Here is a 13,086-nt window from a genome sequence, read left to right as displayed (position 1 = left end):
TTACAGGAGGTAACTATGTACGCATTTTTAATTGACGACAACAAGCAAATTATCGGCTATCAGCCGACCACGGTCGAGCTAATCAAGGCCGAAGTGGAGCGGCCAATACCGCCGCACCACCCCAAGCCTGGCATAGATTATGTTGAGTATTGGGACGATGTGGAAAAGAAAATTGTTTTGAGAGAAGTAGCACGACCGTTAACCGAAAGCGAGAAAACAGCGCAATCGATTAATGATATCAACCAATTATTAGCTGACCTGATAGCAGGAGGTGAACAGAGATGAAAGACTACAAATTAAGGATTTTCAAACGTGCGATTCTGGCCCGTATGGAAGCCGAGCAGGCCACCAGAGAAGAAATTCTGGCGAGTTATCCTCGGTTGACGGAGACTGAGAAACAGGCTCTTCGGGAAGTAATCCCGGAAACTATCGACTAAGGGCAAAGGACATGGGGCGGCGAGAGCTGCCCCAATCAAAGGTGGTGAATGGTGAAAGATATTATTGGTATTTTTGGGCGTTTTAGTATAGAGCAAGTAATTGGCCTATGCTGTGCGTTCTACGGCCTGTATAAGGTCATAGAACGAGTGTATAAGGCAGTCACGGACTATCATGACAAGCAGCAGGAAAAAGAGGAGCTATTTGCCATGATAAAGGAAAATCAAGCCAGTATTGACAAGCTGGCGGAAAAGATTGACGATCATATCCGGCGTGACCGGGAATATAAGCTGGGGAGTCTTCGAGACAAATTATTTGTTTGTTACAACGCGGTAAAGAAACAAGGGTACATTACGCGGCGACAGCTTGAAAACTTTCACGCGAATCTTGATGTTTACCGCAAGGAATATGGCGGTAACGGATTAGTGGACAAGGTGTACGAACCAGAAATTAATAAGGCGGAAGTAAGGGAGGATTGATACATGGAAGAAGCATTCAGCACAAATAATCAAATATTTGGTGCAATTCCGTCTAACCGAAGTCCGAAAGACTTTCCGGTTTTGGCAGAAAGCGGCGTAGAACTGGGACCGGTTTACAAGCCGGAGAACATTGAAACCATATTAAACATGGTTATGTATAATCAGCTGCTTTCCGGCAGCTGCGTCGGTCAAGCGCTGGCAAAGGCAAAATCTTTGCTGGAGTATATTCAGAACCCGGACAATGTCTTTTTATTCAGCGGCTGGTTTTTATGGATGAACCGGCCAAAGAATATTAGCTACTTGCTGGACACGGAAGGAACATCACTAAAAGATCAGGCCGAAAAGCTGGTCGAGGATGGCGTGTGTTTTTTATCGCAATATGACTTAAACCCAAGGCAGACAAGCGACAGGGTTTCTTACAAGGACAATAAAGATAAGTTTTACGGGGAAGTACGTCCAGCGCTGCTAAGTTCAGCGGCTGGGTACAAAGCTGACAAATACCTTTTTCCGGAAACGGAAGCGGAAATCAAGCAGGCGATTAAAAAGCTTGGGTGTGTCTGTATCTGCATTCCCTTGTATCCATCGTTTAGCTTTGTCCAGAGCAATGGGATTATTCCCAACCCGCAAGACGGTGAAAGCTTAAAGGGCTTTCATACCATGCTAATTTATGGCTGGGACGATAGTAAGGCCGTTTGGTACGGCCATAATTCTTACGGCCGAGGTTGGGGAAAGAACGGCTTTTTCACCATTCGGAAAGATTACCCGATCAAGGAATATGTCGCGATTGCCGATGACAGCTTACTTCATTGGGCGGACAAATATTTTTACTTCCTTTGGAAGAAGGGTGTGACGCTGCATGAGCGGAACTTTGACCAGAACATCAGCCGGGGTGAAACAATGGCTATTTTGGCCAGAGTGCTGGCGGGCGGAGATAAGAATGTGTTCCCTGTGATAAACGCTGAACATTGGGCTGACAAGTATTTCAAATATCTTAACAGCCACGGCTGCAAGGTATTTGAAAAGAATTACGATAACAAAGTTACGCGCGGCGAGTTTATGACCTTGCTGTATCGGGTGCTGAATAAGAATGACACAACCGATGTATTGCCGTCCAAGGGTGAGCACTGGGCGGAGGCGTACTTTGAGGAATTAAAGAAATTAGGAGTTGTTATTCACGAAAAACGCTTTAATGATTCGATTACCAGAGGAGAGGTTATGGCGCTGGTAAGCAGGTCATTAGGGTACAAAGAATAAGGAGGTTACTTATGAATCAATTATTTACCAATTATCCGATGATTGCGTATGCGTTTTTAGGCATTGTTCTGGTCTTTGCAGCCTATCTTTTTGTAAAAGAAATGCAAAGGCTGGGGCTGGAGAGGATCCGAAAAATCGTTTATCAAGGATTTATCACGGCAGAAAACAGGTTTAAACACGGCGACAACGAAAGGAAGTTTGAGTATGTTGTTGCCTTGGCGAGGGAAAATATTCCGGCACCGTTTAATGCGTTTATTTCCGTAAAATTACTAAAGGTGGTTGTTCAGGCGTGGTTTGACTTGGTAAAAGACCTGCTGGACGATGGCCGAATTAACCAGTCAAGCAAACCAAAGGGGGAGACAAAAAATGCTGAAGCCATTAACCGTCATTGACGGAATCATTCAGGACAAGGAGATTGACGGCATACGGGTTAATATTGCGATTGTGCAGCCAAGGGGCAAGCGGAACGTGCGGACGCTGGTTAAGATGACAGAGGTTATCGGTATTACCAACCATAATACCGCGAACACCGCGCCGACGGCAGGAAGTGAGGCGCATGCCCGGTATCTACAAGGTTTGGAAAATGCAGATAAAGAGTACAAGTCAGTGCATTTTTTTGTTGACGCCGACCGCATTATTCAATGTGTCCCGATTGACGAGTTCTGTTATCATGCCGGGGACGGCAACGGCGACGGTAACCGGAAAACCATCTCCGTTGAGATTTGCGAAAATGGTAATTATGCGAAAGCAGAATCAAACGCGCAGAAACTGAACGCTGCTTTGCTACTTACCTATCCTAATCTAAAGATTTACAAACACCAAGATTGGAGCGGTAAATTCTGCCCGCGCAGGATTTTAGCCCGGCCGAATGGCTGGCAGGAGTTTACGGCGGGGATTGTCAAGCTGGTTGAGGACGCTAAAAAGAATGTCGTCAAAGTCAATTACAATGGCCAGATGTACGAGTTGGCCGGACAGGTGATCGACAACAAGAATTACGTTGGGATCCGGGAAATGGCCGAGAAGGTATTTGGTAAGATTGTTGAATGGGACAGCAAGAATAAGGTGGTGGTTATTATGGACAAGTAGGAATAAGGCTATTAGCACTTAAAAATAAGGAGGTTTACAATGACTGGAAGGCAGTTAAGAGAAAAAGGCGTAATTACAACGAAAGCTAAAACAGAAAAAGCGATTAATTTTAATGAAGGAGAAACATCGGAAATTTCAGTTAATCCGGGCAAAAATGCAAGAGAAACTTTTAAAATAGGAGATGTAGTCCAGTTTATGGGTTGCCTCCAGTATACTAACTCCTATGCAAGTGGAGTAGCTAAAGCATGTAAAGCAGGACTTGCAAAAGTAACAAGTTTCTCTCTAAATAACCCGCATCCATATCAGTTGCAAGCTATAGTCGGAAAAGGCTCCACTGTTTATGGATGGGTAAACGAGGAAGATATTGCGGGAAAAACAGACGGGACAGGTAAGATTTGTTCGTAGTAGCAAACCTATTCTCTAAAATTGCTACAATGCGGCATGAATGTGTAATACCCAATAATATTATAAAAAAACCTTATCCGCGAGGGGAAAACAGTTAAATTATCATAAAAAATCGAGGGGGATATTGGCATAGGCTAGTATCCCTCATTTTTTTAGTTGTAAATATTATATAACTAGTATATAATAAACAGAGTAATGTAAGATTATGGTAAAAAATAATAAACAGGATAATAAAGGAGCGTAACGTATGAAACAGCGGGCGGTTTATTACGCAAGAGTATCAACGGATGAAGAAAAGCAACTTAACGCCCTCGAAAAGCAGATACAGGAAAACAAGGATGTTATAGCCTCTAATGGCTGGAAACTTGTAGATGAATACATAGACGAGGGAAAAAGCGGTACCTCTACTAAGAGGAGAAATGAATATAAAAGGCTTTTAAAAGATTTATCAGAGGATAAATTTGATATTGTAGTATGCAAAGATCAAGACAGGCTCCAAAGAAATACTTTAGATTGGTATTTATTTGTTAATCAAATCGTAACTAACGATATTAAGCTGTTTATGTACTTAGATAATAAGTATTTTAGCTCTAATGAAGATGCACTTATTACTGGAATTAAGGCAATTATAGCGGAAGAATATAGCAGAAATCTTAGTAAAAAATTGAATAACACTAATAAACGCAGAATTGAAATGGCTAAGCAAGGATTTGAGGTATCAGCTCTTGGTAATGGAAAAGCTTTAGGGTATAAAATAGAAAATAAGCGATGGGTAAAGGTGCCGCAAGAAATAGAACTGGCACTTTTTATATGGGATTTATATGAAAAATATGATAGTATTCGTAAGGTAAGGGATATACTAAATAATATGGGCTATCGCAATTCCGTAGGTAAACCTTTTTCCTTAGAAAGCATTTCAAGGGTGCTAAAAAATGAGAAAGCTAAGGGCATCTTAGTAATGGGGCGGTATAAACATGATTTTGATAAAAAGCGGGTTATTAAAACCGCAGAGGAAAATTGGACAAGAATAACAATGCCAGAATTGGCATATGTATCAGAAGAAAGATGGCAAAAGGTAAATGACCGGCTTAAGAGTAAAAAAATTGGAAAAAGAGGAAAATACATGGGAGCAGATCCACTTAGTGGTAAAATATTTTGCGGCAAATGCGGATCAGTGTATTGGAGACGATTTTCTAAGGGATATATTAGCTGGTACTGTTCAAAGGCTTATTCTAAGGGGAGTATAATATGTAATGGGTCTAATCCTATGAGTGGGATTAAGCTTAAAAAAATTTATGCTAAGTTAAGTGAGGGGCTTGTAGTCAATAGAGAAGTAGTTAAAGAGAGTATTATAACTTGGCTAGAAGAAACCAAGAATGCTCTTACAGATGATACTAAAAGGAAAACTGCCTCTTTAGATCTCCAAAAAGCTTTACAGAAGAAAGAAAAGCTAACAGAGATATATTTGGAGGGGATAATTTCTAAAGACGAATATAAGGTAAAATATGCGGATCTGAATGAGCAGATAACAGAGTTACAGATGTTAGTAAAACCAGTAGAGGATAATAAAGATGTTGTAGAAATTAAGGAAATTCTAAAAAATATAGACGCAGAGATAGACGCTTATATCAATTTAGATGAATTTGAGGATAGTAAAATAGATTTTCTCATAGAGCATACGAAAAAAATAACTGTAGATAATAAACATCTAATTATAGAACTAGATTTAATTGGAGGGGCTATAATTGCAGGGGAAGATTTTTTGTTATTTGTTCACGATAGTGGAGAGATAACAAATGCTGGAATTTATAGAAGTATCGCATAGCTTTGGTGATAAAAAGATACTGTCAAATATTAGTTTCACTGTAAATAAAGGAAGCATTATCGGGCTAATCGGCGCCAACGGAGCCGGTAAAACTACGATGATTCGTTTAGCAACGGGGTTGATGAAGCTGTCATCAGGGATAATAAAAGTTGCGGGTTATTCCTTAGAGGAAAGTCCCAGAGAATATCAGGCTAAAATAGGAGCAGTATTGGAAGGGAAACGAAATATTTATCTTAGAATGAACACGATTGAAAATTTAAGATATTTTGCCTATTTAAGGGGACTATCTTCAAATTATATAACTAAACGAATTGAGCAATTAGTTGCTAGTTTGCAGATGGAGGCTTTTGCCTATAAAGAAGTCTATTCTTTATCTAGTGGAATGCAGCAAAAAGCCGCAATTGCTTGTAGTTTAATTCATGATCCGGAATTAATTTTTCTGGACGAACCGACAGTAGCGTTAGACTATGAATCGGTGAACTTGATATATCAGTATTTGCATGAACTAAAGAAGCAGGGAAAAACTTTATTGATTACTAGTCATGATTTTGGTTTTTTGAATGAACTTGTGGATGCAGCGCTATTTTTGGAAAATGGCACCATTCGCTTTTTAAATATGGGAGAAACCAAAAGTAGTATCAAAGACATATATTTGATGATGTCCAAAGGGGAAAAGACATGATTGGAAAATTAAAGGCGGAAATTTATAAAAATTATATTTATATAAAGCGCTATCCATTAGAAATAGCTAGTGATTTTATTTTGTATATTCTTATTTTTGGGGCTATATATATTTCGGCCAAGAATCATTACCAAGACGCTGCCGCCAGGAATGAACAGGTGAACAGACTGATTATGAGTTACACCAGTTGGGTTTTCTTTTCTAATATGTTAAATCATATTTCAAACAATGTTATTAAAGAAATAACCCAAGGAACAATTGACCAGTTGGTTTTGTGTGATTTGAATTTAGCTAAAACATTTATTGTCAGAAGCATTGTGTATGCGTTAAGAGTAGGTTTATTGATTGTGCCATTTACTTGTGTTGAATTTCTACTGACAAGTGGAAGTTATATGTTTACTATCGAATTTTACTTGCTGTTTACTATAATTGCTATCGGTTCTTTGGGGCTGTCACTGCTGATGGGCGGATTAACATTAAGGTATAAGAGCATTGGTAAATTATCATTCTTAATCAGCATTTTCTTTTTGGGAACGGCAATTTTTGATTTTAAAGATGTTTTGTATCGATTTGGATATTTAAAATATATTTTTCCATTTGTAGTAGGACAGCAGATGTTAAAAAATATTACCTTGCATCGTTTTATTGCGGCGGAAGAATATACTTTTTTAGCAGTTAATGCGATTATCTACTTTTCTGGCGGTGTGTGGATATTTAACAGAAATTATCGAGCTGCTCGCTTAAAGGGAGAGTTAAATAAAATATAAGGATTTAATTAAAACTCAACTTTCCCGTGTTAGGCTGGGGGCAAGCAAAACCCTTAGGCAGAAATTTAACAAAATTAAAAAAAAGAACTTGAAATAATACCGGCAGTTAGGTATAATAAGCTTAGAGATTGTGTGCAGATAAGCTTATGCCGCAGTCAAAGCCGATTTTTCAAACGCCGTTGGGCCGTAGTGCGCAAACGAAGCAGCGGTCTTTCAGTTATCACTTTACCGCAGGGAAAGGCGTTTAAGAGATTGAGGATTCCATATAAACACAAACAAATAGGAGGAAGAAAAATGGCAGTAAAAGTAGCGATTAATGGTTTTGGCCGTATTGGCCGTCTTGCGTTCCGTCAAATGTTCAAAGCAGAAGGATACGAAGTGGTAGCAATCAACGATCTGACCGATGCGAAGATGCTGGCTCACTTATTAAAATACGATTCTTCTCAGGGCAAATACGCTTTGGCCGATAAGGTATCGGTTGACGGAGAAAATATTGTAGTTGACGGCGTGAAGATTCCGATTTACGCAAAGGCCAACCCGGCAGAGCTTCCCTGGAAAGAATTGGGAGTAGACGTTGTTTTGGAATGTACGGGATTTTTTGCTTCCAAGGCAAAATCACAGGCGCATATTGATGCGGGTGCAAAAAAAGTAGTTATTTCCGCTCCGGCTGGAAATGATCTTCCGACTGTTGTTTTTGGCGTAAATGAAAAGATTTTAAAGAAGGAAGACACCATTATTTCGGCAGCTTCCTGTACGACCAACTGCTTGGCGCCGATGGCGAAAGCACTGAACGATTTAGTGCCGATCGAAAAGGGCTTCATGACTACGATTCACGCTTATACCGGCGATCAAATGACTCTGGACGGCCCGCACAGAAAGGGCGATTTAAGACGTGCCCGGGCAGCAGCAGCCAATATCGTTCCGAACTCCACCGGTGCAGCTAAAGCTATCGGTTTGGTTATTCCGGAATTAGACGGCAAATTAGCCGGTGCAGCACAGCGGGTACCGGTAACGACCGGCTCCAGCACGGAATTGATTTGCGTTGTAAACGGCGAAGTAACGGCTGAACAGATTAACGCAGCAATGAAGAAAGCAGCCAGCGCTTCTTATGGCTACAACGAAGATGAGATCGTTTCTTCCGATATCGTCGGCGAGACCCACGGTTCAATCTTTGATGCAACCCAGACCCGGGTTTCTGCTTTGGGCGGCGGCAAGACCTTGACCCAAACCTTTGCTTGGTATGACAACGAGAACTCCTATACCAGCCAAATGGTTCGGACCATTAAATATTTTGCAGAATTGGATGCATCTTTGCAAGACTAATAAAAACTGTTAAACATAAAAAAACACAAGAAAAACATAAGAAAAATGTAAGAAAACTATAAGAAAAATGATCCAAAGAGGATCCGATCTATTCTTGGATCGGGTTCTCTTTTTTATGAAAAAGAAAGGAATTGCTATGCTGAATAAAAAAACCGTAGACGATATTAATGTAAAAGGCAAGAGAGTATTGGTTCGTTGTGATTTTAACGTGCCGATCATTGACGGCAAGATTACCGATGAAAACCGGCTGACGGCAGCGCTTCCGACCTTAAATAAACTGATTAAAGACGGCGGCCGCTTAATTTTATGTTCGCATTTGGGTAAGCCCAAGGGTGAGCCGAAGCCGGAAATGTCTTTGGCTCCGGTGGCTAAGCGCCTGAGCGAGCTTTTGGGACGGGAAGTTGTATTTGCGGCTGATAATGAAGTGGTTGGCCCCAATGCCAAAGCGGCCGTAGAAAAAATGCAGGACGGCGATGTAGTGCTGCTGGAAAACACCAGATACCGCAAGGAAGAAACCAAGAACGAAGAGAACTTTTCCAAGGAATTGGCTTCTTTGGCGGAAGTTTTTGTTGACGATGCTTTTGGTACGGCCCACAGAGCGCATTGCTCCAATGTCGGCGTAACCAAGTTCTTAAGCCCGAATGCAGTCGGTTATTTGATGGAAAAAGAAATCAATTTCCTCGGCAATGCCGTAACCAGTCCAAAGCGGCCGTTTGTAGCAATTTTGGGCGGTGCGAAAGTATCGGATAAGATCAATGTAATCAGCAATTTGATTGAAAAGGTCGATACCCTGATTATTGGCGGCGGTATGGCTTATACTTTCTTAGGCGCGATGGGCAATAATATCGGCAAATCGTTATTTGAAGCCGATAAGGTTGATTTGGCCAAGGAAATGCTGGAAAAAGCCAAGGCGCGCGGCGTAAAGCTTCTGCTGCCGGTTGATAACGTAGTTGCGCAGGAATTTAAGAACGATACGCCGTTTAAGACGGTATCGCGCGGCGGAATTGAAGATGACTGGGAGGGCCTGGATATCGGAGCCGAAACGATTCAGGAATTTTCGGCTGAGATTGAAAAAGCGCAGACCGTGGTTTGGAACGGACCGATGGGTGTGTTTGAGTTTGAAAACTTTGCTAAGGGAACGAAAGCGATTGCCGAAGCCTGTGCCAAAGCAGCCGGCAAAGGTGCAACTGTTATCATCGGCGGCGGTGATTCGGCGGCGGCCGTTAATCAGCTTGGCTTTGGCGATAAGATGACACATATTTCCACCGGCGGCGGCGCTTCGTTGGAATTCTTGGAAGGTAAGGAATTACCGGGCGTTTTTGCGGCGGATGATAAATAGGCCGAGGCCGGAAAGGATTTAAGAGATGAGAAGAAAGATAATTGCCGGAAACTGGAAAATGAATAAGACTCCGCAGGAGGCAGTCGCTTTAATCAATGAATTGAAGCCACTTCTGGCAAATGCCGAAGCGGAAGTTGTTTTTTGCCCGCCGGCTGTCAGTCTGGCAGCCGCTTTGGAGGCGACCAAAGGCAGCAATATCGGCATCGGCGCGCAGAATATGTACTTTGAGGAATCCGGCGCTTTTACCGGCGAGATTGCGCCGAATATGCTGACGGAAATGGGCGTTAAGTATGTGATTTTAGGCCATTCCGAGCGTCGGCAGTATTTTGCTGAAACGGATGAAACGGTAAATAAGAAGGTATTAAAGGCCTTAGAGCATAATCTGATTCCGATTGTTTGCGTTGGTGAGAGTTTGGAGCAAAGAGAGCAGGGCATTACCGAGGACTTAGTGCGCTTGCAAACAAAGATTGCTTTGCGCGGCGTACCGGCTGAGCGGGCGAAGGAAGTAGTGATTGCCTATGAACCGATTTGGGCGATCGGTACCGGCCGGACAGCGACCAATGAACAGGCAGAGGAAGTTTGTGCTGCGATTCGTAAGGTTTTGAAAGAACTTTACGGCGGAGTTGCCGAAGAAATCCGGATTCAGTACGGCGGCAGCGTTAAGCCGAGCAATGCCAAGGAGATTTTCGGAATGCCGAATATTGACGGCGGTTTAGTCGGCGGTGCATCGCTGACGAAGGATTTTGCCGGAATTGTGCAATAGGAAAAATAGGAGAAATAGCAAAAAACAACCGTATGAAAAATCATACGGTTGTTTTTTAAAGAATTATTTGCCGAGTTCATTGACCAGCTTTGTTAAGCGGGAAACCTTACGGCCGGCGGTATTTTTGTGATAAATACCTTTTGAGGCAGCCATGCTGATTTTTTTGATTGCTGCTTTCAATTCGGTTTGCGCGGCAGCGGCATCTTTGTTTTCAATCGCGGTGATTACTTTTTTGATTTGTGTCTTAACCGCTGATTTAATGCTTTTGTTACGCAGAGCCTGACGCTCCGTTACTTGAATTCTTTTGATTGCTGATTTAATATTTGCCATTTCTTCACCTCTATAATATGATCAATTAGAATATCCGGACATAAGAGTGGATATTGCAGTTACATGCTTGCGGCTGATAATAGAGAGTTTATCCCGCAACATTCCTGACCATTATACGCACTTTTTGAAAGAATGTCAAGCTATTTTTTGGAAAGATTCAAAATTCGTCTGCGCCGGCGATTCATCTGCGCTGCTGCATGGAAGCCGATGGTTCAGCGTTGAAATCTTACATTTACCTTCTTCTTGAACTTTTTTCCGCATCAATAGCCAGCACAAACATCAGGACATGCAGAGCAGCGGCAGGATTTTCAATATCCAAGACATAGGTATCCGTCATATGAAAAAATTCTTTGGAAACTGTCGCAATTAGCTGTCCGCTTGCATTTGTGATGGAATAATCCCATTCCATAAAATCACCCTTGACTTGCCAGTCATTAAAGTCGATGTTATAGCGCGGTGTCAGAAAAGAAAATTCTTTGCTGATACAACCGATATAGTGCTCGCGCTCATAAATCTCAAACTTGGGCAGCCAGGTAAAAATCTTTTCCTGAACAACGCCTAATTCCAAGCCGTCAGCATCAAAGACTTTCAGGCGATGTCCCCATGCCAGTTCGCCCTTGACCACATAAACAGTGTTTTCTGCTTCGTCGTAAATATCGTAGCTGCTGAACCAAGAAAAAAGTCTTTGTTTAAATAAAAGCTTCATCGGTATTCTCCTCGTATAATAAGTTTGTAAGCAGGAAATAAAGCTTACAGCTTTTAAGTCAACAAGCGGTAAATTAGGTAAGTTTTCTGGGGTATTTATTTTTGAACATCCTGTAGTTTTGCCGCCGAAAACGGCATTTCGCAGTCGGTTCAATCAAAAGTACGGAACAAAACTTGAGTTTACATTCATTATACAATTTTTCAGAGCAGAGAAACAAGAAGAATTTCATTAAAATTGGTCATAGGCATTGCTGTGTTTGTGGAAAATAGAGAAAGTCAGGCGGCCGCGATTGACAGACAATGATGAATATTATATAATAAAAGCATAAAAACATTACGCTTTGTCGGTCTTTTATCGGGAAGAAAAATAGAGGGGCGAAAGTGAATTGTTTAAAGTTACCATAAAAATCTGGCAGAAGCAAAACTTCTGCTGCGGTATGACGAGTGGCTCAATGTTGTCAAAAAGGAGAAGGTTATGGAATTAAGAGGAAAAGTGTTAATTGCACAAGGCGGCGGTCCGACAGCGGTAATCAATCAGTCCCTGGTTGGAGCGGTGCTGGAGTCCAGAAAATTTCCACAGGTTACCCGGGTATACGGGGCGGTTCACGGCGTGGAAGGCATTATCAACGAGCAGTTTTGGGATTTAACCAAAGAAACGACCAATAACTTGGAACGGGTCGCGGTTACGCCTTCGTCAGCGCTGCTGTCTACTCGGATTAAGCCGGATCAGGCCATGTGCAAGGAAATGTTTCATGTCATGAAAGTCCATGATATTCGTTATTTCTTTTATATCGGCGGGAATGACTCGGCCGACACGGTTAGGATTATCAACGAAGAAGCCATCAAGGCCGACTATGAGCTGCGCGCCATTCATATTCCCAAGACGATTGACAACGACTTGGTTTTAAACGACCATACTCCGGGCTATGGCTCGGCGGCGAAGTTTGTGGCAGAAGCCTTTGTCGGCGCCAACTTGGATAACCGGGCTCTGCCGGGCGTGTATATCGGCGTAGTCATGGGCCGGCATGCCGGCTTTTTGACGGCGGCGGCGGCACTGGCTAAAAAATATCCCGATGATGGGCCGCATTTAGTTTATCTGCCGGAAAGAGCATTTGATATTGACAATTTTTTGCAGGATGTTAAGTCTGCTTACGAACGCTGGGGAAGATGTGTGATTGCTGTATCCGAAGGGATTCAGGATGAAAACGGTGTGCCGATTGTGCAGAAAATCAGCGGCAAATTGGAAAAAGATGCACATGGCAATCTTCAGCTTTCCGGAACGGGCGCTTTGGGCGATTTGCTGAGCAATTTGATTAAAGAAAAATTGGATATCAAGCGGGTACGCAGCGATGTCTTCGGCTATTTGCAGCGTTCTTTCAGCGGCTGCGTGTCAGAGGTTGATCAGACCGAGGCCAGAGAAGTGGGCGAAAAAGCGGCGCAATATGCTATCTGGAGCAATGTCGATGGCTCGATTGTGATTGAAAGAACCGGCTATTATTCGGTTAATTACCACTTAGTCGCGCTGGAGGAAATCGCCGCTAAGACCAAGTACATGCCGGATAATTTTATTAACGCTGCCGGCAACAATGTGACAGAGGCTTTTATCCATTATGCCCGGCCTTTAATTGGCGATGGCTTTCGTCAGCCGCATCGGCTGAGAGCTGAGTTAGCGGCCAAACTACTTTAAATAACT

Annotated in this window: 14 protein-coding genes and 1 pseudogene; 13 read left to right on the top strand and 2 right to left on the bottom strand. The window is 42.4% G+C overall.

What is annotated here, in order from left to right:
* Positions 1–15 precede the first annotated feature (15 nt).
* The 12 genes and pseudogenes from C3V36_10855 (at position 16) to C3V36_10800 (ending at position 10,358) form a co-directional block, all read left to right on the top strand.
* Positions 16–285, top strand: a complete 270-nt coding sequence (locus C3V36_10855) for a hypothetical protein (protein ID AVM69695.1) — start codon at positions 16–18, stop codon at positions 283–285.
* A gap of 200 nt (positions 286–485) precedes the next feature.
* Positions 486–914, top strand: coding sequence for a hypothetical protein (locus C3V36_10850; protein ID AVM69694.1), 429 nt, complete (start codon positions 486–488; stop codon positions 912–914).
* A 3-nt stretch (positions 915–917) separates the two neighbouring features.
* On the top strand, positions 918–2,168 hold the full coding sequence (locus C3V36_10845) for a hypothetical protein (GenBank protein ID AVM69693.1): 1,251 nt from the start codon (positions 918–920) through the stop codon (positions 2,166–2,168).
* 11 nt (positions 2,169–2,179) lie between these two features.
* Entirely contained in the window at positions 2,180–2,560 is a 381-nt protein-coding gene (locus tag C3V36_10840; protein ID AVM69692.1) for a hypothetical protein, read from the top strand.
* Positions 2,490–3,254 carry a hypothetical protein gene (locus C3V36_10835; protein ID AVM69691.1) on the top strand — a complete coding sequence of 255 codons (765 nt, stop codon included), beginning with the start codon at positions 2,490–2,492 and terminating at the stop codon, positions 3,252–3,254. Before C3V36_10840 ends, C3V36_10835 begins: the two co-directional genes overlap by 71 nt.
* A gap of 168 nt (positions 3,255–3,422) precedes the next feature.
* Positions 3,423–3,626 (top strand): annotated as a pseudogene (locus tag C3V36_10830) (hypothetical protein).
* Positions 3,627–3,906: 280 nt separating this feature from the next.
* Entirely contained in the window at positions 3,907–5,484 is a 1,578-nt protein-coding gene (locus tag C3V36_10825; GenBank protein AVM69690.1) for a hypothetical protein, read from the top strand.
* The gene (locus C3V36_10820) at positions 5,456–6,166 is read left to right on the top strand and encodes a hypothetical protein (GenBank protein AVM69689.1); all 711 of its coding nucleotides are present in this window, start codon (positions 5,456–5,458) and stop codon (positions 6,164–6,166) included. The genes C3V36_10825 and C3V36_10820 overlap by 29 nt, the downstream gene beginning before the upstream one ends.
* A complete protein-coding gene (locus C3V36_10815; protein AVM69688.1) occupies positions 6,163–6,933 on the top strand; it encodes a hypothetical protein in 771 nt (256 codons plus the stop codon). The genes C3V36_10820 and C3V36_10815 overlap by 4 nt, the downstream gene beginning before the upstream one ends.
* 294 nt (positions 6,934–7,227) lie before the next feature.
* Positions 7,228–8,256, top strand: a complete 1,029-nt coding sequence (gap, locus tag C3V36_10810; protein AVM69687.1) for a type I glyceraldehyde-3-phosphate dehydrogenase — start codon at positions 7,228–7,230, stop codon at positions 8,254–8,256.
* A 136-nt stretch (positions 8,257–8,392) separates the two neighbouring features.
* Positions 8,393–9,595 (top strand): phosphoglycerate kinase, encoded by a 1,203-nt coding sequence (pgk, locus tag C3V36_10805; GenBank protein AVM70527.1) that lies wholly within the window; start codon positions 8,393–8,395, stop codon positions 9,593–9,595.
* Between the two features lie 25 nt (positions 9,596–9,620).
* Positions 9,621–10,358 (top strand): triose-phosphate isomerase, encoded by a 738-nt coding sequence (locus tag C3V36_10800; protein ID AVM69686.1) that lies wholly within the window; start codon positions 9,621–9,623, stop codon positions 10,356–10,358.
* 63 nt (positions 10,359–10,421) lie between these two features.
* Here C3V36_10800 and C3V36_10795 read toward each other — a convergent pair whose 3' ends face one another.
* Together C3V36_10795 and C3V36_10790 are read right to left on the bottom strand one after the other, a co-directional pair.
* Entirely contained in the window at positions 10,422–10,688 is a 267-nt protein-coding gene (locus tag C3V36_10795; GenBank protein ID AVM69685.1) for a 30S ribosomal protein S20, read from the bottom strand.
* A gap of 232 nt (positions 10,689–10,920) precedes the next feature.
* Positions 10,921–11,394 (bottom strand): hypothetical protein, encoded by a 474-nt coding sequence (locus C3V36_10790; GenBank protein AVM69684.1) that lies wholly within the window; start codon positions 11,392–11,394, stop codon positions 10,921–10,923.
* A 474-nt stretch (positions 11,395–11,868) separates the two neighbouring features.
* On the opposite strand from C3V36_10790, the gene C3V36_10785 reads away from it, so the two are divergent.
* Positions 11,869–13,080 carry a 6-phosphofructokinase gene (locus C3V36_10785; protein ID AVM69683.1) on the top strand — a complete coding sequence of 404 codons (1,212 nt, stop codon included), beginning with the start codon at positions 11,869–11,871 and terminating at the stop codon, positions 13,078–13,080.
* Positions 13,081–13,086 lie beyond the last annotated feature (6 nt).

This window comes from Lachnospiraceae bacterium oral taxon 500, from assembly GCA_002999035.1.
Classification (GTDB): Bacteria; Bacillota; Clostridia; order Lachnospirales; family Vallitaleaceae; genus W11650.
The sequence above is the reverse complement of the archived record's forward strand: the minus strand, read 5'-3'. Positions and strand labels throughout refer to the sequence as shown.